This window comes from Rhodococcus sp. H29-C3, assembly GCF_030063405.1.
Taxonomy (GTDB): Bacteria; Actinomycetota; Actinomycetes; order Mycobacteriales; family Mycobacteriaceae; genus Rhodococcoides.
The window spans coordinates 398,081-420,799 of record NZ_JASITC010000001.1 but is presented as its reverse complement, the minus strand read 5'-3'; the positions used below and the strand labels follow the sequence as shown (position 1 = coordinate 420,799).

Below are 22,719 nucleotides of genomic sequence, written 5' to 3'. Positions count from 1 at the left end.
CGACCCAAGACTCGCACGACTTCACCCGCACGAGAGGTATAACGTCTGTGTCTCACATCGCCCTGCTGACCACTGGTGGAACCATCGCCAGCAGCCGTGACGAGAACGGCATCAGCCGTCCGGGCAGTGATCCGCTCGGGTTCTCGTTGGCCGCCGACGTCGAGGTTCGTGAGGTCTTGTCCAAGGACAGTTCGGCGTTCGACTTCGCCGACATGGACGCCGTTGCCGACGCTGTCGCGAATGCGCTGACCGATCCGGACTGCGTCGGTGCCGTGGTTCTGCACGGTACGGACACCATGGAGGAGACGGCACTTCTCGTAGACCTGTTCCACGATGATCCGAGGCCGGTGGTGTTCACCGGTGCGCAGCGGACATCGGATCACAGCGAGCCCGATGGGCCCTACAACGTCACGGCAGCGATCGAAGCAGTGCGGAACCCGAGTAGTCGGGGAAGGGGAGTCCTCGTTTCCTTCGGTGGCAGAACGTTGCCTGCGCGCGGCTTGATGAAATGGCATACATCCGACCTGGACGCATTTTTCGGATCGGCGCAGGAACGCTCCGTCTTCGACCGTCGGAAAATTTCGGACACCAGAGTCGACATCGTTGCGCTGTACCCAGGTGCGGATTCGGTCGCCATCGATGCGTACCTCGGCGGCGGAAGTCAGGGGCTCGTGCTGCAGGCACTCGGTTCGGGGAACACGAACAGCATGGTCGTGGCGGCGGTGAAGCGTGCCACGGCCGCAGGGATCCCTGTCGTCGTTACGACGCGGGTTCCGCTCGGCTCTGTCGAACCCAGCTACGGCGGCGGTGGTGGCGGTGCGGACCTCGTCGACGCGGGCGCAGTGTTCTCACCACTGCGAGCGGGTCAGGCGCGAATTCTGCTCGCCGTGCAGATAGCGACACGCGAGAGGTAATTCGTGGACAGTGGAGTGATGCGTCGCAACGAGCCCGACATTCCCGGTGCACCGGTCGGTCGACGCATCTTTCTCGGATTGGTCGTCGCCGGTGCGGCGGGAATTCTGGGCGGCGCCGCCATTCAAAATGGGATCGCGACCGTGATGGGCCCGATCGGCAACCACGATCCCACCGGACTGGTCGGCCTGATCCCGCTGGGCAACAACTTTCGATTCTATTCGGTGACCACGGGTGCACCGCGCAAGGACGAGAGCAGTTACGAATTGACCGTCGGTGGGTTGGTCGCAACACCGCGCACTCTGGGACTACAGGATTTGCGGGCGATGCCGCAGACATCTCTGGTACGAGACTTCCAATGCGTGACCGGATGGCGTGTTCCGCAGGTTCCGTGGAGCGGCGTGCGCCTGTCGGAGATCCTCAGTGCAGCCTCGCCGACTGCCGATGCGACGGCAGTCCGATTCACTTCGTTCGACGGCACCTACACCGAGAGCCTGACGCTGGAGCAAGCACGTCGCGACGACGTCATCGTCGCCCTCGCCATGCTCGGCGGCCCGGTCACTCATGATCATGGCGGTCCAGTTCGGCTCTACGTTGCACCGATGTACGGCTACAAGAGTCTGAAATGGCTCGGCGGAATCGAGTTGACTTCGGATGTGGTCCCCGGTTACTGGGAGCCGCGGGGATACTCGATCGACGGCTGGGTCGGCGCGTCGAATGGACGTGACGATGACGCCACGAGCTGAACTGCTGCGCTTCCACCGAGTCGAACGTTGGGTGCACTGGTCTGTCGGCGTGCTGACCCTCGTATGCATTGCGACGGCGGCGATTCTGTACAACGGGTCGTTGGCAGTCCTCGTCGGCAATCGGCACTTGGTCGAATTGGTGCACGTCTATTCAGGTTTCGGTATACCGATACCGCTGATTCTCGGTCTTCTCTCGCGGGCCTATCGGCTGGATCTGCAGCGTCTCGATCGGTTCGTCGCAGAGGACTGGAAGTGGTTGCGGTCCAAGGCTCTTCGGCTCCGAGCAGTGGGCGTCGGAAAGTTCAATGCCGGCCAGAAGCTCAACGGTGCGTTGAGTGGTGGATCGATCGTGGTACTGCTGCTCACGGGGACGGTGATGTTCTTTCCGGAGTGGAGTCCGCTGAACTGGCGGACAGGGGCGACGTTCGTACACGATTGGTTCGCGCTCGCCTTCGGGCTTCTCGTCGTAGGTCACATCTTCTACGCGTTCAAGGATTCCGAAGCGATGCGCGGTATGCGCGGCGGGTCAGTTCTGCGTGCGTGGGCCGAGAACGAGCATCCGGAATGGGCTCGCGAAGTCGAGGAAGCGGAGCGGCCGGTAACTAGTGGTCGAGACCCGAAGACTCCTCCTCGAGAACGGTGAACTCGTCCCCGACCGACACTCGCCCGACGGTGTTCACCGAGAACTTTGCGCCGAAGACGACGCCTTTGGTGGGGCCGCGGCGGTAGGCGGCGAGGGTACGCAGTGGTTCGGGGCCTGTTCGAATGCCGGTTGTTTGCTCGACGGTCGTGACGGCGCACCGGATGGCAATCTTGTCGAACGCAAGTTCGCAGGTGCCGACGGAGGCCAGGCGTACCTGGTCTTCCCGGTGCGCATCCGCCCAACCGGTGACGACGATGTTGGGCCGGAACCGACCGAACGGAATCGGTGCGTCGAGCCGGTCGTTCAGGCCGCGCATCGACGCATCGGACAGGATGTGGACTGCGGTGCTGTCTGCGAAGCTCGGGGCAGTCGAGGTGATTCCGACCAGTCGACACTCTTCGCCGAGGATCTCACCGAGCCAACGTGCAACGTCGTCGCCTTGGTCGATGCCCTGAAACGGTTCGTCGAACATCGTGACATCTCGTAGCTGGGCATGCCGATTCACCTCGACGGCGATCGATCCGAAAGAGGCGTGCGACAGGGTGAGGACGTCGTCGACGATCGAGGGGTGGACGACGGCGAGGACCGGATTGCTGCGTTGACTGCGGAACGATCCGTCTGCACCCACGATCATGAACTCGCGATCGTGTTCGAGTCCCCGGAACGTCATCGACGCGGTGCGGAGAGACACGCCCGCGCATCCCTTGACCGGGTAGCAGATTATGTCGGCGACACTGCCGTTGTCTGTCAGCGACTTTCGATCCACGACCGAAGACTACTGCCACGGGTTCGACTGCCGGTAAAGCTGCCCCGTCGCCGATGATCGGTGGGACGATCGGGACATGAGCGAAACAGCGTCGGTTGTCGTCGGAGTCGATGTAGGCGGAACCAACATCGAAGTCGGTGCCGTCGACGAACGTCATCACGTACTTTGCCGGGCGAAAGCCGCCACTCCGGAAGGTGGACCCGAAGATGTCCTGAAGGTCATCATCGAACTCGTCGGTTCCCTCGACTCCGACCCCATCGCTGTCGGAGTCGGGATTCCAGGAGTCGTGCACGAAGGACGCGCTCTCACCGTGCCCAACCTGGTCGGTTGGACCGAAGATGTCGACCTGATCGGGCCACTCTCGGACGAACTCGGTGTTCCGGTCACCTTGGGGAACGACGCCAACGTGGGTCTGCTGGGTGAATGGACAGCAGGAGCAGCCCGAGGCGGTCGGAATGTCCTCGGTCTCTGGATGGGAACGGGGGTCGGCGGCGGCCTCATCCTGGATGGTCGGCCCTACGTCGGAACGCGAGGAGCAGCCGGAGAAATCGGACACGTCATCGTCGCTGCCGGTGGTGCACTCTGCAAGTGTGGGCGCAGGGGATGCGCCGAGGCCTATGCGGGACGGCGATCGATGCGTGGCGTCGCAACGACGATGGTCGATGCAGGTAGGAAGACATCTTTGTTCACGATCCGCGACGACGAGGGCAAGACGAAGTTGACATCCAAAGTCTGGGCCCGCGCCCTCGAGGAAGAAGACACACTTGCAACGACCCTGTTCGACACGGCGATCGAGACCCTGGGTGTTGCGGTCGGCTCCACCATCAACCTGCTCGATCTGGATCGGGTCGTCGTAGGTGGTGGGCTGGCCGAAAAGCTCGGGCAGGATCTCGCCGACAAGCTGTACAAGGCGACCAGACCATGGATGCTGCAACCGAGCCCCGACCTACAGTTCGTCGTGTCCGAGTTGGGAGATGATGCGGGGGTCGTAGGCGCCGCAGTGCTCGCCCGAGCTGCCGTTGTCACCGGCTGATCGAAACTGGAGTCGACCTTCGCTTCACCGCCGAAGAATGCGGCTGGAGCATGCGGGGTGCGACGGGTTAGTTTGGACGCATGACTCGTGCTTTGTTGGTAGTGGATGTACAGAACGATTTCACCGAAGGCGGCGCCCTGGGCATCGAGGGCGGCGGCGAAGTAGCGCGCAAAGTCAGTGCGTTGCTGGCGAAGAAGGGCGACGAGTACGACGTCATCGTGTCCTCGCGTGACTGGCACGACGCTGTCGGGGACAACGGCGGTCACTTCGCGACCGATGGGGCGCCCAACTTCGTCGACACCTGGCCGATGCACTGTGTCGCGGACACAGTCGGATCGGAGTACCACGGGGAGTTCGTCACCGGATCGGTGGATGTGCACGTCTACAAGGGTCAGGGAAAGCCGTCGTACTCGGCGTTTCAAGGCATCACCGACGAGGGTGTCACGTTGCCCGAGGTGTTACGAACCAACGAGGTGACCGACCTCGATGTCGTCGGACTGGCTACCGACTACTGCGTGCGAGCTTCGGTTCTCGACGCGATCGCGCTCGGGCTGAAGGTACGTATTCTCACCGATCTGATCGCTGGTGTCGCTCCCGAGTCTTCGGAAAAGGCGCTGGCAGAACTCGTCGCCGCGGGTGCGGTCCTGGTCTGATTCGAACGAGTCAGTCGTCGATAGTGGTGGTGATGTAAGTGACGCTCGGGGCCTGGGGTGTGGAACCGAATCCGAATCGGACCGGCGGCGTGACGCGGGTCAGTGAGCCGAGTTTCTTTCCTTCCCAACACGCTTCGACTGCGGTGACACGGTATTGGGTGCGAGCCCCGTAATACTCGCGTCGCCCGCCGCCGGCGCTGCCGCGGGTCCGTACACCGCGGAGCACCAATCGTGCGATGGGGTCGGTCAGCGTGCAGAACCACGGGGCGGTCGAGATGGCTGTGGGAACGAGCTTCAGCAGCACGCCGAGCGGTGTCATTCGGCCGGTGTGAATTCGCAGGGCCAGCCGACCGGCCTGCACTTCCCTCGATCCGTCCGGCAGACGCTCGAAGGCTACCGGCGTGAGAACAGTTTCGTCGAATGTGTATGTGGCCGAAACGAATTTACGTACTGCGTCGTCAGGGGCCAGTAGCAGGCGGTGGCCGTTCTCGAACTCGACCATGACGTCGGTGAAGGTGCCGAGCGGAGAGCTCGTCCAGTTGCCGACGACGATGCGTGTGCCCGAGGATGTGCCCATCCCGTAGATCTCGCCGTGGAATCTCGATCGTGTCACCAGATCGACTTTAACCACACCAACCGATCGGTGCGGGCATGATGGAATCCATGGCGTCTCTGCAACCTACGATATTCGTCCTGTTCGGTGCGACCGGTGACCTCGCGAAGCGCATGGTTCTGCCCTCGTTCTACCAACTCCATGTCGAGGGACTGCTGCCCGAGAAGTGGTTGCTCATCGGCAACGGTCGACACGACACCCCTGACGACGAGTTCCGCGACCACGTCCACGGAGCGTTGAAGGAGTACGGCTCCGAACTCGGCAGCAAGGACTGGGACGAATTCGCGAAGCGGGTCCGATTCGCAGGTAAGGGATTCACCGTCGACGACCCGGGTGCGCTACCGGAGGTGGTGTCGTCGGCCAAAGAAGAGATGGGCGAGGACGCGCAGTTGGTGCACTACATTGCACTGCCGCCGAGCACGTTTCAGGATTACACCAAGGCCCTTGGTGCGCACGATCTCGCCGACGGTGCACGGGTGGTGTACGAGAAGCCGTTCGGCACCTCGCAGCACGCTTTCGAGGAACTCGACAAGGTCGTGCACGAGGTTCTCGACGAAAAGCAGGTCTACCGAATCGACCATTTTCTCGGCAAGGAGGCGACCCAGAACCTGCACGTCCTGCGGTTCGCGAACGGAATGATCGACGGCATCTGGAACGCCGAACACGTGGCTCAGGTGCAGATCGACGTCCCCGAGACACTGAACATCGATGATCGAGCCGAATTTTACGACAGCACCGGGGCCGTGCTCGACATGTTGGTGACTCACCTCTTTCAGGTCGCTGCCGAGATCGCGATGGAGCCACCTGCGTCGTTGGCTGCCGACGATCTGCAATCCGCACGGGAAACAGTCATCGGATGCTTCCGGCCGATCGACACGGCCGAGGTCGTACTCGGTCAGTACGACGGCTATCGCGACGTCGAGGGTGTCGCCGACGACTCGACTGTGGACACGTTCGTCGCCGCCAAGCTGTGGGTCGACACCGATCGATGGCGCGGCGTGCCGTTCTTGCTTCGAACCGGAAAGATGTTGGGGGTCAGTGCTCAGCGCGTGTCGCTGGTGTTCCGGAAGCCGGAGAACAGCCCGCTGACCGATCTCCCGGACGACGGGGCGGTGCTGTCCTTCGACTTGTCCGGCAGCGGCTCGATCGACATGGCGATGACGGTGAAGGAGCCGGGACCGGACTTCGATCTGTCCATCGGGCATCTGTCTCTGCCTCTGCCGTCCGTTCCCGACGCCGACCCGCTGTCGCCGTACTCACGCCTGATTCTCGACGTGCTCAACGGTGATCGTTCGTTGTTCACCCGACCCGACGGGCTTGCGCACGTCTGGGAGGTGGCGGCGCCGCTGTTGAACGATCCACCCGTAGTGAAGCCGTACGCGGAGGGGTCGATGGGTCCGGAGGGATCTGCAGATCTCGCGGCGCCGTGCGGGTGGTTGGTGCACTGACTCAGTAGTCGGCCGTGCCGGGTTCGACGGGGCGATGAGTTTTGCGCTTCGTCGAGGTCTTACGCCCATGATCATTGTTGCCGGGTATCTGACTGTGGATCCGAACGAACGAGATCGGTTTCTGCAGAGTTGTGTCGAGGTGGTTCGGCTCGCACGAGAGTCCGAAGGGTGCGAGGACTTCGCGATCGATGCGGACCTGCTCGACGCACGGAGAGTCAACGTCTACGAGCGATGGACCAGTGAAGCGCAGCTGCATGCCTTCCGTCGATCCGGTCCTGATTCTGAACAGCAGACCGCGATCCTCGATGCCGACGTTCGTGACTTCGACGCATCCGAGCGGGCTGGCGGTTGACAAAACTTTGCTTCAGATGTGTAGTCCCGCATGGTCGGTCGGCATTGCACACCGAATGTAGGTGTATCCGGCGTAGCGTGCACGGTGCAACGCCAGCGAACTGGCCGGCATGTCATAGGTGAGGGTTCCGAATGGCACAGCGAGCACGTATTCCTGGTGGCGAGGCGATCGCCACGTCGCTCCGCCCGCGTGCGGAGAGCCTGTGTAGCTCGTGGCGTCATAGACCGGCGAATCGGTAACACGTCGTGACGGTGAGGAGTGGCGGCGGGAGGACTGTAACCGCCGTTCGAGGCGCTGTCTCGACTCTCAACCCGGGTTATTTCGCGTTGGTCATGGCCACCGGAATCATCTCCGTCGCGATGAAGAACAACGACCAGCCGCTCATCTCTGCGGCCCTGTTCGTGATCGGAGTTCTTGCCTGGGTCGTCCTGGTGGTGCTGACTTGCTGGCGGTTGCTGCGCTTCGGGCCACTGCTGCGCACGGATTTCACCGACCCGCGGCGCGGATTCGGATTCTTCACCTTCGTCGCCGCCACCGACGTCCTGGGCACCCGCTTCGCGGCCGGGGGAGCGCACACCGTGGCTCTGGGGATCCTGGCCCTCGGGGCGCTGAGTTGGTTCGTGCTCGGATACGTGGTGCCCTCGACGGCGATACTGAATCCGTCGAGTCGCCCGGCTCTCGCGGGCGCGAACGGCACCTGGTTCATCTGGGTGGTCGCCTGCCAATCCGTTGCCGTGCTCGCTGCTGCCCTCGAGCCAGTGGTCACAACCGGCAGGGACGAACTCGCACTGATGGCCGTGTTCTCCTGGTCTGTCGGCGCTTTCCTCTATGCGGGCGTAGCGATTCTGGTCGCGGCGAGGCTGCTGCTCTATCCCTTGAACCCGGTCGACCTCACCCCCGTCTACTGGGTTGCGATGGGCGCAACCGCGATCACTGTCCTCGCAGGCGCCCGCATCGTGCAAATGGCCGATGCCCCGATGGTCGACGCCACCCGCGGCCTAATCGGTGGCACTGCGGTGATGTTCTGGTCCTTCGGAACTTGGCTCATCCCAGTTTTGTTCGCCGCGGCGTGGTGGCGGCATGTCAAGAATCGAGTTCCGCTGGTCTACGACGCGACTCTGTGGAGCATCATCTTCCCACTCGGGATGTACGGCGTCGCCTCGCACTACCTGGGTCAGGCGGATGACTTACCCATGATGGAAGTTGTCGGCGATGTCGTGTCCTGGGTTGCGTTGGGTGCGTGGACGATCGTCTTCGTGGCGATGATCTGGCATCTCGTCGACCGATTGGTGGTTCACCCCTGACGATTTCGGCTCATCTTGCGTAGCTACTCCAATCTCGGGAGGACTTTTTATGAGTGCCACCATGAACAGTGGATTGACAGATGCTTTGATCAAGACTCGTCGATTCTTTCGGAGCAACCAGCCTGTTTCTGCCGATGGGCGGACGCTGCTCGCGATCGGCGGACGTTCGGGCGATTCTTTCTACCGGGATCGTTGGAGTCACGACAAAGTTGTCCGGTCGACCCACGGGGTGAATTGCACCGGATCGTGCTCCTGGAACGTCTACGTCAAAGACGGCATCATCACGTGGGAGACCCAGGCCGTCGACTATCCGACTGCTGGGCCGGACAAGCCCGAATACGAGCCGCGCGGGTGTCCTCGCGGTGCCTCCTTCTCCTGGTACACCTACTCGCCGACGCGAACCCGGTACCCCTACATTCGTGGGGTGCTGCTCGAGATGTACCGGGAAGCGAAGTCCCGGTTGGAGGATCCAGTACTTGCCTGGGCCGACGTGACCGAGGATCCTGAGCGTGCCGCACGCTACAAGCGCGCACGAGGCAAGGGTGGCTTGGTGCGTGCCACCTGGGAAGAGGCAATCGAGATAGTGGCGGCGGCGCACGTGCACACGATCCGAAAATGGGGCCCCGACCGTGTCGCAGGGTTTTCGCCCATTCCCGCGATGTCGATGGTCTCGCACGCTTCCGGTGCCCGCTTCGTGAATCTCATCGGGGGATCGATGCTGAGCTTCTACGATTGGTACGCGGACATGCCGGTCGCTTCCCCCCAGATGTTCGGGGACCAAACGGACGTCCCCGAATCCGGAGACTGGTGGGATTCGAGCTACCTGATCATCTGGGGCACCAATGTGCCGGTCACCCGGACGCCGGACGCGCACTGGATGATCGAAGCCCGCTACCGCGGACAGAAGGTCATCGTCGTCTCACCGGACTTCGCCGACAGTACCAAGTTCGCCGACGAGTGGCTCCCTGCCGAGCCTGGTACCGATGGTGCTCTGGCGATGGCCATGGGTCACGTGATCCTCAAAGAGTTCTACGTCGACCGGCAGACTCCCTATTTCACCGGTTACGTCAAGAAATTCACGGATCTGCCGTTTCTCGTCACTCTCGACGAAACACACGATCCGGACGGCGAGGTCACCTACACCGCCGGAAAGTTCTTGACCGCATCGGACCTCACCGACGAGATAGCGAGTGAGCAGGAGAACTCCGAGTTCAAGACGGTCATGGTCGACGCCAGGACCAACCAACTCGTCGTGCCTCCTGGCACGCTGGGCCATCGCTACGGTGAAACCGGTGAGGGCAAGTGGAACCTCGATCTCGGCGACATCGATCCGACACTGTCGCTGATCGACGGTGCTGATCAGTACGTCCCGATCGATATGCCGCGCTTCGATGCCGGCCAGGGCAAGGTCGGCGTGATTCGACGCGGCGTACCGGTACGCCGCGTCGCAGGGCGACTCGTCACCACTGTCTTCGACCTGATGCTCGCCCAGTACGGCGTCGGTAGACCCGGACTACCCGGGAGCTGGCCCAGCGGCTACGACGACGCAGAATCCCCCTACACTCCGGCATGGCAAGCCGCGATCACCGGAGTCTCGGCGGATGCTGCCGAACGAATCGGCCGCGAGTTCGCCCAGAACGCCGAGGACTCCAAGGGCCGGTCGATGATTCTGATGGGTGCGGGCACCAATCATTGGTTCCATTCCGACACCATCTATCGGACCTTTCTGACGATGACGACGATCACGGGATGCCAGGGCGTGAACGGTGGCGGCTGGGCGCATTACGTCGGCCAGGAAAAGGTCCGTCCGCTGACCGGGTACAACCAGTTGGCCAATGCCCTGGACTGGGTACGACCGCCTCGAAACATGGTGCAGACCGCCTACTGGTACCTGCATACCGACCAGTTCCGCTACGACCAATTCGGTGCCGACACGTTGACTGCGCAGACCGGCAAAGGCCAACTTGCAGGCAAGACGACTGCCGACGTGATCGCACAGTCCGCGCGTCTGGGCTGGATGCCGTCCTACCCCACGTTCGATCGAAATCCCTTGGTGATCGGAGCGCAGGCCAAGCAGAAGGGGCAGTCGGCCAAGGACTATGTCGTCGAGGAGCTGAAGGCCGGACGGCTGAAGTTCGCAGCCGAGGATCCTGATGCGCCGGAGAACTTTCCGCGGGTTCTGTCGTTGTGGCGGTCGAACCTGTTCGGTTCCTCGGCCAAAGGAAACGAGTACTTTCTCAATCACCTCCTCGGCACGTCCCACACCGTCAGCGCCCAGGAGACTGCGCAGCGCTTCCGACCTCAGGACGTTCGCTGGCACGACGAGGCACCCATCGGCAAGCTCGACCTTCTGACGACCCTCGATTTCCGGATGACGAGTTCGACGCTGCTGTCGGACATCGTGCTGCCGGCCGCAACCTGGTACGAAAAACACGACCTCTCGACGACGGATATGCATCCGTTCGTCAACTCGTTCAATCCCGCGATCTCCCCGCCGTGGCAGTCGCGTACCGATTGGGATGCGTGGCAACAGATTTCCCAGGTGTTCAGCAAGCTCGCGGTACGACACCTCGGTACGCAAACCGATGTGGTCGCCGCACCCCTGACCCACGACACCCCGGATGCGATGGCAGCACCGCACGGCAAGGTCCGCGACTGGAAGTACGGAGAATGTGAACCGGAGCCCGGCGTCACGATGCCCAAAATTATCGAAGTCGAGCGGGACTACACGGCGATCGGTGACAAGATGCGCGCCGTCGGGCCGTTGCTGGACACATTGGGTGCGACCACCAAGGGCGTCACCTTCGATCTGAGCCGAGAAATCGCTGATCTCAAAGAGAAGAACGGTGTCGTGCGCGGTGGTCCGGCCGACGGCCGTCCCGATATTCTCCGTGACATCCAGGCCTGCGAGATGATCCTGGCCCTGTCCGGCACCACCAATGGAAGGCTCGCCACTCAGGGCTTCAAGACACTCGAAAAGCGTACCGGCAGAATGCTGCACGACCTGGCCTCCGAAAACGAGGGCAAGCGCATCACGTTCTCCGATACCCAACACGGCCCGGTTCCGGTGATCACCTCACCCGAATGGTCCGGATCCGAGACCGGCGGCCGTAGATACTCGCCGTTCACGATCAATGTCGAACGGGAAAAGCCGTGGCACACGCTGACCGGTCGTCAGCACTTCTACCTCGATCACGACTGGATGACCGAGCTGGGCGAAGGGCTGCCCACCTTCCGGCCTCCGCTGAACATGACCGCGCTCTTCGACGAACCGGAGATCGGAGCAACTCCTGATCACGGCGTCTCGGTTCGCTACTTGACGCCGCACAACAAGTGGTCGATTCATTCCGAATATCAAGACAACTTGCTCATGCTCTCGCTGTTCCGCGGCGGGCCAGGAATCTGGATGAGCCCGCAGGATGCGGAGAAGATCGGTGTGCGAGACAACGAGTGGATCGAAGCGGTCAACCGCAACGGTGTGGTCGATGCGCGTGCCATCATCTCGCATCGGATGCCAGAAGGCACTGTCTTCATGTATCACTCGCAGGACCGCCTCATCGACACACCGATTTCCGAGACGACCGGCCAGCGCGGCGGTAATCACAACTCGCTCACCAGGCTCATGATCAAACCCACGCACATGATCGGCGGATACGCCCAACAGACGTACGCCTTCAACTACATGGGACCTACCGGCAATCAACGCGACGAAGTCACCGTGATCCGCCGTCGTAATCAGGAGGTGAAGTACTGATGCGAGTAATGGCTCAGATGGCGATGGTCATGAATCTGGACAAGTGCATCGGGTGCCACACGTGCTCGGTCACGTGCAAGCAGGTGTGGACCAATCGTTCCGGCGCCGAACACGTCTGGTTCAACAATGTGGAGACGCGGCCCGGTCAAGGATATCCGCGGACCTACGAAGATCAGGAGAAGTGGAAAGGTGGCTGGACACTCGACAAGCGTGGCCGGCTGAAGCTCAAGGCGGGCGGTCGCCTGAAGAATCTCGCCACCATCTTCGCCAACCCCAACCTGCCCGGCATCAACGACTATTACGAGCCGTGGACCTACGACTACGAGAACCTCACCACCGCTCCGGCTCAGGACCATATGCCTGTGGCAAGACCGAAATCCTTGCTCACCGGCGAGAATACGAAAGTCACCTGGTCCTCGAACTGGGACGACGACCTTGCCGGGTCGGTCGAGCACGGGCACAACGATCCGATACTCGAGAAGATCGGCAACAAGATCAAATTCGAGTACGAGCAGGCATTCATGTTCTACCTGCCACGTATTTGTGAACACTGCCTGAATCCGTCCTGTGTGGCGTCGTGTCCCACCGGGGCGATATACAAGCGAGTAGAGGACGGCATCGTCCTCGTCGATCAGGATCGCTGCCGTGGCTGGCGGCAATGCGTCAGTGGCTGCCCGTACAAGAAGATGTACTTCAACCACAAGACCGGCAAAGTCGAAAAGTGTACGTTCTGTTATCCACGTATCGAGATCGGCCAGCCCACAATCTGTTCCGAAACGTGTGTGGGACGGCTGCGCTACCTCGGACTGATGTTGTACGACGCCGACCGGGTACTCGACGCGGCCTCGGTGACCGACGAACACGACCTGTTGCAAGCTCAACGCAACGTCTTTCTCGATCCGAACGATCCGGAAGTTGTTCGGCAGGCGCAGCGTGCCGACATCCCGGACGACTGGATCGAAAGTGCGCAACGGTCACCTATCTGGGCGTTGATCAACGACTACGAGGTCGCACTTCCGTTGCATCCGGAATTTCGAACGATGCCGATGGTCTGGTACATACCCCCGCTGTCTCCGGTTGTGGACGCAGTCCGCGAGACCGGTGAAGACGCCGAACGCAAGGGAAACCTGTTCGCTGCCATCGACTCACTGCGGATCCCTATCGAGTATCTCGCCGGGTTGTTCACGGCAGGGGATACCGCTCCGGTGGACAAGGTGCTCCGCAAGCTTGCCGCGATGCGTTCGTTCATGCGCGATATCAATATGGGTTGGGAGGTAGACGAATCCATCCCGGAGTCCGTCGGAATGACCGGGCAAGAAATGATGGACATGTACCGTCTGCTCGCCATCGCAAAGTACGACGAGCGCTACGTCGTACCGGCGGCCCACTACGAAGACGCCCACAAACTCGAGAACATCGCCACCGAGTGTTCCCTCGACGTCGAGGGTGGGCCCGGGATGGGCGGGATGGACGGTTCTTTCGGTGGCGACCCCGGCATGGGTGCCGATCCAGGCGTCGGTACACCGACCGGGCCGGGACGCCCGGCGGGTGTGCGGATCAACCTGATGGACTGGAATGGGCAGGGCACCCCCGATGGGCTTTTCCCCGAGGCTGGCGGATCGTCCGAGTCGGCGGAGACGGAGCGCCGGCCATGACCCCACGTGTTCCCAAGCTCAGATACTCCACCGACGAACTCACCCGCACCTGGCAGTCCGCCTCGATGCTGATGGACTACCCGGACGCGCACCTGATGTCTCATCTCGACCTTCTCGGCCGAGTCGCTGCCACCCTGCCCGCGAAACTCGGTACGGGACTGCAGGAAACGATCGATCACCTCCGCACTCGGCCGCTACCGGAGTCCGAGACCGACTACGTCGACACCTTCGACACTCGCAGGCGCGGTTGCCTGTTCTTGACCTACTTCTCGAACGGAGAGACTCGAAAACGTGGGCTCGCGCTTCTGCGTATCAAGCAGGTCTACACCAAGGCGGGGCTGACGCTGGCCGAGGATCAACTACCCGATCATCTCTGTGTCGTATTGGAATTCGCGGCTACGACCGATCAGCGCGCCGGCCTGAAGATGATATTGGACAACCGCGCAGGTCTCGAGTTGCTCCGCCTGCATCTACGCGACATCGAATCGCCGTGGAGTGGGGCGATGGAGGCAGTGTGCGCCACCTTGCCCCCGCTCAAAGGCAAGGATCACGAAGCTGTCGAACGATTGATCGCCGAGGGGCCGGAAGACGAGCAGGTGGGTCTCGATCCCTATGGTTCGCCCGATTTGTTACCGATGCCTGGAGGTACATGATGGACAATGTCCGGGATGTGTTCCTGTGGTTGATCTTCCCTTACATCTGCCTGACCATTTTTGTTCTCGGCCACATCTGGCGCTATCGCTACGACAAGTTCGGCTGGACTTCCAGATCGAGTCAGATGTACGAAAGCCGCATTCTGCGCTGGGCGAATCCGATGTTCCACTTCGGCATTCTGGCCGTATTCCTCGGACATGTAATGGGCCTGGGCATTCCCGAAAGCTGGACCGAGGCCGTCGGAATCTCGGAAAACATCTACCACTTCATGGCGGTCACGGTGGGCATCGTGGCCGGTGTCTTCACCCTCGTCGGCCTGACAGGTCTGCTCTATCGTCGCCGCTTCACCAAGGCCGTTATGGGGGCGACGACCAGGATGGACAAGCTGATGTATCTCATGCTCACCCTGGTGATACTGGGCGGCCTGGTCAACACCGGGACCGGCGTCGTCGGGGACTACAACTACCGCGAAGGTGTGTCCGTCTGGTTCCGTGGCATCTTCTTCTTCGACCCGCAGCCCGAATTGATGGCGCATGCCCCGTTCAGTTTCCAATTCCATGCGCTCGCCGCCATCAGTCTTTTCGCGGTATGGCCTTTCACCCGGTTGGTGCACGTATTCACCGCCCCGTTGGGATACATCTTTCGGCCGTACATCATCTACCGCAGCCGCGATGCGCACGAAGGTTCCCGTGAACGCCGTCGTGGCTGGGACAAGGTCGACACCATTCCTCGACGTAGATAAGCGAATCCGTAGATAAGCGAATCCGCAGAAGCGGCGTACTTGCAGCACACAGGGATGTGCCGTACGTCCTGCGCCGTATGCTGGCCAACTGATGACACCCGATTCCCTTTCCGCCAGCACAGACACCGTCTCCGACAGTGACATCGAGCGAGTCCTGGTGATGGCCGCCCATCCCGACGATGTCGACTTCGGTGCGGCCGGCACGATCGCCCGCTGGACCGAGCGCGGAATCGCGGTTGGTTACTCTCTGGCCACCTCGGGTGACGCCGGCGGATTCGAGGACATCCCGCGCGAGGCGATGGCGGCGATGCGCGAGGCCGAGCAGCAGGCCGCCGCGGCTGCGCTCGGTGTGCACGACGTGGAGTTCCTCCGGTTCGCCGACGGTGCGTTGTACCCGACGATGGAGCTGCGTAAGCGGTTCAGCCGGGCTATCCGGAGGGTCCGCCCCCAGCGGGTGCTGATCCAATCACCGGAGTTCGATTGGGGAAGAGTGGGTGCCTCGCACCCGGATCACCGGGCGGCAGGCGAGGCCGCCTTCGCCGCCGTGTACCCCGATGCCAGAAACCCGTACGCGCACCCGGAGCTGCTCGCAGACGAAGGTCTGCAGGCATGGTCGGCGCACCAGCTGTGGATCATGGGCGGACCACACAACAACACGGCCGTAGACATCACGGCAACGTTCGATCGTAAGGTCGCTGCGTTGCGGGCACATCGCAGTCAAACCGAGCATATCCACGAGCTCGACGCACTGCTGCGTGGGTTCGCGGGCGCCGCCGCGTCTCAGGCAGGGCTGCCCGAAGGTCGGCTCGCGGAGGCGTTTCAGGTGGTTGCGGTTACCTGAGCTGCCCGCAGGCAGTCAGGACTGATCATCTGCTCGGCATGAGCATCCACGCGGCGAGGTAGATCAGCGCGACGGTTCCGCCCGAGACGACGGTGCCGAGCACCGTCAGGACTCGGACGAGGTTGGCGTCGATGCCGAAGTACTCTCCGATGCCGCCGCATACACCTGTGACCATCTTCTGAGAGTCGGATCGGACGAATTCTTTGGGTGGGTTGGTGGAAGTCATGCCGACAAGTCTGCGGGGTGGTGGCCCCCTCGTACATCGGGAAGTCCACCCATCTTCACCCTGAAGTCGGATGCAATTGTGCGGATCGGGAGTCTCTCGCATGCGCCGCATTTTTTTACGATATTCGGACGTCTGCTATGCGAATGTGCGACACCGCGCGATAACAAACCCCTCACCGAATCGACGTCCAAAGCCGTTTCTTTCGAATGGTTTTCGCGCTGTCTCGAGTAAAAGAAACGTTGCATGGGTACCGATGAGGGCGTGAGAATTCGACTTCACGCCTGAATGCTGCGCCACCTTGCCGAGTGCGGTATGAACGTAATCAGGTCGTACTTTCTACGGCTGTTCCGAATGACAAGTACAGGAGTTTCCATGGGTTCAGCAGCAGGGTTCATCACCGACATCTTCTCGGGCGTACTCGACGGGCTCGTCGAGTCGATCGTGGACCAGATCGTGGGCGTACTGACATCCGGTAGCGCTGCCTGATTTTTTCAACGGTGTATGCCGTGGTCGCAGTCGGGGGCGGCTGCGGTGGCACGCGTGCAGCAGTCGTTTTGTGACCTGCGCGAGCGTGATGGAGAAACGTTTGTTCGTTCGTGTGCGAAACGTGACCTAGTGCGGTACAACTATCCGCACAGAGATCATTTTGTGACGACCGTCACGGAACCTCTGGGTTTTTGTCCTCGACCGAAGGAGTTTCATATGGGATCCGCCGAACTTGCTGGAATTTTCGGTTTGCTGGCCAAGCTTCTCGGAGCAGCATCAGGTAGCTCAGCAACTCCTCCCGCTTAAATCTCTTGGACCGATGGCCGGCACCCTCAACTGATGGGTGCCAGCCATCGGTCTGTCCAGGGACGCACGCCCTAGTCTGGGTCGGTGCACACAGTTCCTATTCAAATGCCCGACGGCTCGACAGTGCCGGTATCGCTGTTTCCGGCCGACGGGCCAGACGATGCCCCGGTAATAGTGATCATGCCGGGGCTCGGAATTCCGGGCGGCTACTACCGCCTATTCGCCGAAGCCCTCGTCGCCCGCGGTTTCCATGCCGCTGTCGGTGATCTCCGCGGACAAGGCGACAGCGTGCCCAAACCCAGTTCCGCCAGCAAATACGGTTATCAGGAACTGGTATCGGTGGACTTTCCTGCCATCTTCGAGGTGGTGCGCGAGGAGTTTCCGGCTGCCACTCCCTATCTTTTGGGGCACAGCATGGGCGGCCAACTCGGGTCGATGTATGCAGCTCGAATCCGAGGTCGACTGGCCGGGCTGATCTTGGTTGCCTCGGGGTCGCCGTACCACCGTGGCTTCGGAACCGTGCGCGGTGTCCCACTGTTGTTCGGCGCCGCAGCCATGGCATTGACGAGCAGCATTGCGGGCTTCTGGCCAGGGGATCGCGTCGGTGTCGGTGGTTTCGGGCGGCAGTCGCGTGTGCTGATCGACGACTGGTCCAGATTCGCCCGGACCGGACTGATCGAGCCGTCCGGCGCCGACATGAACTATGAGGAGCGGATGGGCCGACTGAAGCTACCGGTCCTGACGATCACGATCGAAGGGGACGAGGTGGCACCGCCGGGGTCGATGAAGAATCTGGTCGACAAGCTCGGCAACGCCGACGTCACCGCCGAGCACGTCGCCGAGTCACTCGGCCACAACGGCTGGATTCGAAATCCGACGGCCGTCGCGGACCTCGTGAGCTCGTGGATTCATCGCTGACAAGTTCTTGTCGATTTGTCGACGCTACGGCTGCAGTGCCTTCCACAGGAATCGGAAGGACAGCGCCGTCTTGAAGGCCAGCTGAGCGTTGTCCGCAGCGCCGCCGTGCCCGCCTTCGATGTTCTCGAAGTAGGTGACGGGCTGGCCCAGTTCTTCGAGCCGCGCGGCCATTTTGCGGGCATGACCGGGGTGCACTCGGTCGTCGCGTGTCGAGGTCGCAATGAGGATCGGCGGGTAACGTTTCTCGTCCAGGGCCACGATGTTCTGGTACGGCGAGTATTCGGAGATGAATGACCACTCGTCCGGGTCGTCCGGGTCGCCGTATTCCGCCACCCACGATGCCCCTGCCAGCAGTAGGTGGTATCGCTTCATGTCCAGTAGCGGTACCTGGCAGACCAGCGCGCCGAACAGTTCGGGGTACTTGGTCAGCATGATTCCTATCAGAAGTCCGCCGTTGCTTCCGCCCTGAGCGCCGAGCCGGCTGGGTGTGGTGATTTCGCGCTTCACCAGATCCTGTGCCACGGCCGCAAAATCTTCGTGGACCTTGTGCCGGCCGGCACGCAGGACCTGGGTATGCCATTCGGGGCCGTACTCGCCGCCGCCTCGAATGTTGGCCACTACATAGGTGCCGCCCTGCTCGAGCCAGGCCAGACCGGTTGCACCGCTGTACGACGGCGTCATCGAGATCTCGAATCCTCCGTAGCCGTAGAGCATCGTCGGCCCGGGGCCCATGCCTTCCTTGCGGACGACGAAGTAGGGCACGGCAGTGCCGTCGAGCGAAGTCGCAAAATGCTGGGTGACGGCCATCGAATCGGTGTCGAAGAACGACGGCGCCTGTTTGAGGACTTCGAGGTCGCCGCCGACGGTGCCGAACAGCAGCGTGGCAGGCGTCAGATAACCACTCGACGATAGAAAGAACTCGTCACCGTTTTCCTCCGCATCGGTGCCGACGATCTCGGTGGAGGTCGAATCCGGTAGGCCGAGCAACGGCTGATCATCCCAGGCACCGGGCCCCGGACTGAGCACTCGGAACTCGCTGCGCACGTCTACGAGCGTGACGACGAGCAAGTGGTTCTCGGTCCAGGCGAACTGATGCAGGGAGCGGTGTGCGTCGGGCGAGAACAGTACGGTCATCTCACGGTCCCCGGCGAGGAAGCTCTCGAAGTTCGCGGCCAGTAGCGCGCCCGACGGATACGTCTTGTCGCCGATCGTCCACTCGGTCATCGTGCGGACCAGTAGCCACTGCTTGTGGACCGAAGTCGTTGCATCGGTCGGCGTATCGATCAGCGTCAGGGTTGTGCCGTCGAGCAGATACAACTCGGCGTTGAAGAAGTCCGTCGCGCGTTGCACGAAGTCACGTTCGAATCCGGGAGTTCGGTCGTGCCACGCCGAAATCGAGATGTCGTTCGGCGTTCCCTCGTACACGGTTTCGGCCTCGGCAAGCGGGGTACCGCGGGTCCACCGCTTGGCGATGCGCGGATATCCCGAGTCGGTGAGCGAACCTGCGCCGAAGTCGGTTCCTACATAGACGGTGTCGGCGTCGATGTACCCGATGTCGGTCTTGGCCTCGGCAACGAAGAATCCGCCGTCCGACTGGTTGCGGAACGTGCGCGTCCGCAAGTCGAATTCACGGACGATCGACGCGTCGGCGCCGCCGCGGGACATCGTGACCAACGCAAGGTGCTGATCGGGGCGCAGCACCTGCGCGCCGCTCCACACCCAGTTCTCGCCTTCGGCCTCGGCGACGGCGTCCAGATCGAGCAGGATGTCCCAATCTGGAGAGTCCTTGCGGTATTCCGTCATCGTGGTCCGACGCCACAGTCCTCGGATGTGCTCGGCGTCGCGCCAGAAGTTGTACAGGTACTCACCGCGCCGCCGCGCGTACGGAATTCGTGCGTCGGTGTCGAGGACCTCGCGCACGCGCGATTCGATGGCGTCGAATTCTGGGCCGGCCAATGCGGCGGTGGTGGCGGCATTGCGGGTGCGTACCCAGCCCAATGCGCGCTCGTTGGTGACCTCTTCGAGCCACAGGTACGGATCAGAGGTGTTGCTCATGCCCTATTTGTACCCTCGTGGGTACTGTCCCTCCGAAGGTGACCGGCCACGTGCCGGTACTCACTCTCGTGTCGGGATAGTGGTGTCAGAGGAAGGATCGCCTGAGATGAATCTGTGGGAACAGCACTGCTGTCTACCGCTGGTGCCCACTGCGGACATCAGGGAGTTGGCTCGCTATCCGCTCGGGTCGTACGTGTCCGTCAACGTGGGTTTCTCGCCGCATTCCAAAGCTGTCGTGACTGCGCTGGCGCAGGACTTCCGTCGTAAAGCTCTCGCCGACGGGCGTTTTCGTATGGTCGACGCAGTGGACGAGGTCGAAGATGCCGAGCTGATCACCCTGGCGTTCGACCTGGAGGATTCCGGTCCGCTCGAGGGCGATCTCGACAATGTCCGCTTTTTCCACAGCCTCGGTGTGCGGTCCATGCTTCCGACCTACAACTACGCCAATGCGGCCGGAGGGGGATGCCTCGACGTCGAAGACACGGGTCTGACGGCGTACGGGAGGGACGTGGTTCGCGAGATGAATCGTGTGGGGATGCTCGTCGACGGCTCGCATTGCTCGGTCTCGACCGGGCTCGACGTGGCACGTTGCACCGAGCACCCGATGATCTACAGTCACTCCAATTTCGCCGCTCTGTGGCAGCATCCGCGGAACATCACCGATGAGCAGGCGCTCGAATGCGCACGCACTTCAGGGGTCGTGGGGATCAACGGTGTCGGCATCTTCCTCGGCGTCAATGCGCCCGAGGACGATGACCAACGGGTGCAGGCGATGGCGGACCACATCGAGTACGGCGTGGAGTTGCTCGGCATCGAGCACGTGGGTATCGGCTCTGACTATTCGTTCGACCACGAGGATTTCAACCACGAGCTGAGAATTCACCCCGAGGCGTTCTCGGAGATGTACACGCGCTGGGGGCCGCTGCAGTGGGTTCCGCCGGAAGGAACGCTCACCCTGCCCACGGTGCTGCGTAGTCGTGGTTTCGACGACAAGGCCGTCGACGCCGTGTTCGGTGGAAACTTCCGGCGGGTCGCACAGGCCACACACGCGGCTACCGGCAGGTAACCCGACCGTCTCGAGACAGGGAATCCGTACGCGACTAAGCTGGGGAATCGTGACCTCACACTATGACGTCGTTGTCCTCGGAGCCGGTCCCGGTGGGTACGTCGCTGCTATCCGCGCGGCACAACTCGGACTAAGCACTGCCATCATCGAGAAGAAGTACTGGGGCGGTGTCTGCCTCAACGTGGGCTGCATCCCCTCGAAGGCGCTTCTCCGCAATGCCGAACTTGCGCACCTCTTCACAAAAGAGGCCAAACTGTTCGGCATCTCGGGCGAAGCGAGCTTCGACTTCGGCGCAGCCTTCGACCGCAGCCGCAAGGTCGCGGAAGGGCGCGTCAAGGGAATTCACTTCTTGATGAAGAAGAACAAGATCCCCGAGTACGACGGCCAGGGCACCTTCACCGATGCGAACACCATCGAGGTGGAGTTGACCAAGGGCGGCACCGAGACGATCACGTTCGACAACGCCATCATCTCCACCGGCAGCACCACCAAACTGCTGCCGGGAACAGCGCTGAGCGAGAACGTCGTCACCTACGAAGAGCAGATCATGACCCGTGAGCTCCCGGGTTCGATGCTCATCGTCGGTGCAGGCGCCATCGGCATGGAGTTCGGCTACATCATGAAGAACTACGGTGTCGACGTCACCATCGTCGAGTACCTCGATCGTGCGCTCCCCAACGAGGACGCCGACATCTCCAAGGAAATCGAGAAGCAGTACAAGAAACTCGGCGTCCGCATCGTCACCGGTGCCGCTGTACAGAGCATCGACGACGACGGCTCCAAGGTGACCGTCAAGTTCAAGAACAACAAGTCCGGCGACGTCGAAACCGTCACCGTCGACAAGGTGATGCAGTCCGTAGGCTTCGCCCCTCGCGTCGAAGGGTTCGGTCTCGAGAAGACCGGTGTCGAGCTCACTGATCGCGGTGCCATCGGCATCACCAGCACGATGAAGACCAACGTCCCGCACATCTACGCAATCGGGGACGTCACTGCCAAGCTGCAGCTCGCTCACGTGGCCGAGGCTCAGGCCGTCGTGGCGGCGGAGACCATCGCCGGCGCGGAGACGCTGCCGATCGAGGACTACCGCATGATGCCGCGTGCGACGTTCTGCCAGCCTCAGGTCGCCAGCTTCGGACTCACCGAAGAGCAGGCTCGTGAAGAAGCACAGGCACGTGGCTCCGACATCAAGGTCGCGAACTTCCCGTTCGCCGCCAACGGCAAAGCACACGGGCTGGGCGACGCTACCGGTTTCGTCAAGCTGATCGCGGACACCGAGCACGGCGAACTTCTCGGTGGACACCTCATCGGCCCCGACGTGTCCGAGCTACTGCCGGAACTGACCCTTGCCCAGAAGTGGGATCTGACCGTCAACGAACTCGCTCGCAACGTCCATACACATCCGACGTTGTCCGAGGCACTCCAGGAGGCCATTCACGGCCTCGCAGGACACATGATCAACTTCTGACCGTCCAAGCAGTTCGAAGCTCGTTCGTCTTGTGTGCGCATAAGACGAACGAGCTTTTTCATGCCCTGTCCGGACTCGTCA

At 61.8% G+C, this 22,719-nt stretch carries 20 protein-coding genes; 16 read left to right on the top strand and 4 right to left on the bottom strand.

All coding sequences use genetic code 11. The features are described 5' to 3' along the window. Positions 1–47 precede the first annotated feature (47 nt). The 3 genes from QMK32_RS02060 to QMK32_RS02050 are packed head-to-tail and all read left to right on the top strand — an operon-like array spanning position 48 to position 2,301. Positions 48–914 (top strand): asparaginase, encoded by an 867-nt coding sequence (locus QMK32_RS02060; protein ID WP_283472672.1) that lies wholly within the window; start codon positions 48–50, stop codon positions 912–914. An 18-nt stretch (positions 915–932) separates the two neighbouring features. Next, a complete protein-coding gene (locus tag QMK32_RS02055; protein ID WP_283472670.1) occupies positions 933–1,658 on the top strand; it encodes a molybdopterin-dependent oxidoreductase in 726 nt (241 codons plus the stop codon). Further along, positions 1,642–2,301: a cytochrome b/b6 domain-containing protein gene (locus QMK32_RS02050; RefSeq protein ID WP_283472667.1), complete on the top strand. Its 660-nt coding sequence runs from the start codon at positions 1,642–1,644 to the stop codon at positions 2,299–2,301. Before QMK32_RS02055 ends, QMK32_RS02050 begins: the two co-directional genes overlap by 17 nt. On the opposite strand, the gene QMK32_RS02045 is transcribed toward QMK32_RS02050, so the two are convergent. After that, positions 2,261–3,067: an MOSC domain-containing protein gene (locus QMK32_RS02045; RefSeq protein WP_283472666.1), complete on the bottom strand. Its 807-nt coding sequence runs from the start codon at positions 3,065–3,067 to the stop codon at positions 2,261–2,263. The two genes, QMK32_RS02050 and QMK32_RS02045, sit on opposite strands and share 41 nt — an antisense overlap. Positions 3,068–3,143: 76 nt before the next feature. Here QMK32_RS02045 and QMK32_RS02040 point away from each other — a divergent pair, with 76 nt between their 5' ends. Together QMK32_RS02040 and QMK32_RS02035 are read left to right on the top strand one after the other, a co-directional pair. Beyond that, on the top strand, positions 3,144–4,100 hold the full coding sequence (locus QMK32_RS02040; protein WP_283472665.1) for an ROK family protein: 957 nt from the start codon (positions 3,144–3,146) through the stop codon (positions 4,098–4,100). 80 nt (positions 4,101–4,180) lie between these two features. Beyond that, complete coding sequence (locus tag QMK32_RS02035) at positions 4,181–4,753, top strand: isochorismatase family protein (protein ID WP_283472664.1); 573 nt, start codon at positions 4,181–4,183, stop codon at positions 4,751–4,753. Positions 4,754–4,763: 10 nt separating this feature from the next. Here the strand turns inward: QMK32_RS02035 and QMK32_RS02030 are convergent, their stop codons facing one another. Beyond that, positions 4,764–5,366 (bottom strand): hypothetical protein, encoded by a 603-nt coding sequence (locus QMK32_RS02030; protein ID WP_283472662.1) that lies wholly within the window; start codon positions 5,364–5,366, stop codon positions 4,764–4,766. A gap of 50 nt (positions 5,367–5,416) precedes the next feature. Here QMK32_RS02030 and QMK32_RS02025 point away from each other — a divergent pair, with 50 nt between their 5' ends. The 8 genes from QMK32_RS02025 (at position 5,417) to QMK32_RS01990 (ending at position 16,116) form a co-directional block, all read left to right on the top strand. Continuing rightward, on the top strand, positions 5,417–6,814 hold the full coding sequence (locus QMK32_RS02025; RefSeq protein WP_283472660.1) for a glucose-6-phosphate dehydrogenase: 1,398 nt from the start codon (positions 5,417–5,419) through the stop codon (positions 6,812–6,814). A gap of 67 nt (positions 6,815–6,881) precedes the next feature. Then, positions 6,882–7,166, top strand: a complete 285-nt coding sequence (locus QMK32_RS02020; RefSeq protein WP_283472658.1) for a putative quinol monooxygenase — start codon at positions 6,882–6,884, stop codon at positions 7,164–7,166. Between the two features lie 245 nt (positions 7,167–7,411). After that, the gene (locus QMK32_RS02015; RefSeq protein WP_283472656.1) at positions 7,412–8,470 is read left to right on the top strand and encodes a tellurite resistance/C4-dicarboxylate transporter family protein; all 1,059 of its coding nucleotides are present in this window, start codon (positions 7,412–7,414) and stop codon (positions 8,468–8,470) included. Positions 8,471–8,519: 49 nt separating this feature from the next. Beyond that, positions 8,520–12,224 carry a nitrate reductase subunit alpha gene (locus tag QMK32_RS02010; RefSeq protein ID WP_283472654.1) on the top strand — a complete coding sequence of 1,235 codons (3,705 nt, stop codon included), beginning with the start codon at positions 8,520–8,522 and terminating at the stop codon, positions 12,222–12,224. After that, a complete protein-coding gene (narH, locus tag QMK32_RS02005; RefSeq protein ID WP_283472653.1) occupies positions 12,224–13,879 on the top strand; it encodes a nitrate reductase subunit beta in 1,656 nt (551 codons plus the stop codon). The genes QMK32_RS02010 and narH overlap by 1 nt, the downstream gene beginning before the upstream one ends. After that, the gene (gene narJ / locus QMK32_RS02000; RefSeq protein ID WP_283472652.1) at positions 13,876–14,532 is read left to right on the top strand and encodes a nitrate reductase molybdenum cofactor assembly chaperone; all 657 of its coding nucleotides are present in this window, start codon (positions 13,876–13,878) and stop codon (positions 14,530–14,532) included. Before narH ends, narJ begins: the two co-directional genes overlap by 4 nt. Beyond that, on the top strand, positions 14,529–15,275 hold the full coding sequence (gene narI / locus QMK32_RS01995; protein ID WP_283472651.1) for a respiratory nitrate reductase subunit gamma: 747 nt from the start codon (positions 14,529–14,531) through the stop codon (positions 15,273–15,275). Before narJ ends, narI begins: the two co-directional genes overlap by 4 nt. 91 nt (positions 15,276–15,366) lie before the next feature. Beyond that, positions 15,367–16,116, top strand: a complete 750-nt coding sequence (locus tag QMK32_RS01990; RefSeq protein ID WP_283472649.1) for a PIG-L deacetylase family protein — start codon at positions 15,367–15,369, stop codon at positions 16,114–16,116. A gap of 25 nt (positions 16,117–16,141) precedes the next feature. Here QMK32_RS01990 and QMK32_RS01985 read toward each other — a convergent pair whose 3' ends face one another. Further along, positions 16,142–16,342 carry a PspC domain-containing protein gene (locus tag QMK32_RS01985; RefSeq protein ID WP_283472648.1) on the bottom strand — a complete coding sequence of 67 codons (201 nt, stop codon included), beginning with the start codon at positions 16,340–16,342 and terminating at the stop codon, positions 16,142–16,144. Positions 16,343–17,218: 876 nt separating this feature from the next. On the opposite strand from QMK32_RS01985, the gene QMK32_RS01980 reads away from it, so the two are divergent. Continuing rightward, complete coding sequence (locus QMK32_RS01980; RefSeq protein WP_283472646.1) at positions 17,219–18,052, top strand: alpha/beta hydrolase family protein; 834 nt, start codon at positions 17,219–17,221, stop codon at positions 18,050–18,052. 24 nt (positions 18,053–18,076) lie between these two features. Here the strand turns inward: QMK32_RS01980 and QMK32_RS01975 are convergent, their stop codons facing one another. Beyond that, positions 18,077–20,107, bottom strand: a complete 2,031-nt coding sequence (locus QMK32_RS01975; RefSeq protein ID WP_283472644.1) for a prolyl oligopeptidase family serine peptidase — start codon at positions 20,105–20,107, stop codon at positions 18,077–18,079. A 106-nt stretch (positions 20,108–20,213) separates the two neighbouring features. On the opposite strand from QMK32_RS01975, the gene QMK32_RS01970 reads away from it, so the two are divergent. Both QMK32_RS01970 and lpdA read left to right on the top strand, forming a co-directional pair. Then, positions 20,214–21,173 carry a dipeptidase gene (locus QMK32_RS01970; RefSeq protein WP_283472642.1) on the top strand — a complete coding sequence of 320 codons (960 nt, stop codon included), beginning with the start codon at positions 20,214–20,216 and terminating at the stop codon, positions 21,171–21,173. Between the two features lie 49 nt (positions 21,174–21,222). Then, positions 21,223–22,638 carry a dihydrolipoyl dehydrogenase gene (gene lpdA, locus QMK32_RS01965; RefSeq protein ID WP_283472640.1) on the top strand — a complete coding sequence of 472 codons (1,416 nt, stop codon included), beginning with the start codon at positions 21,223–21,225 and terminating at the stop codon, positions 22,636–22,638. The last annotated feature ends 81 nt before the right edge of the window (positions 22,639–22,719 follow it).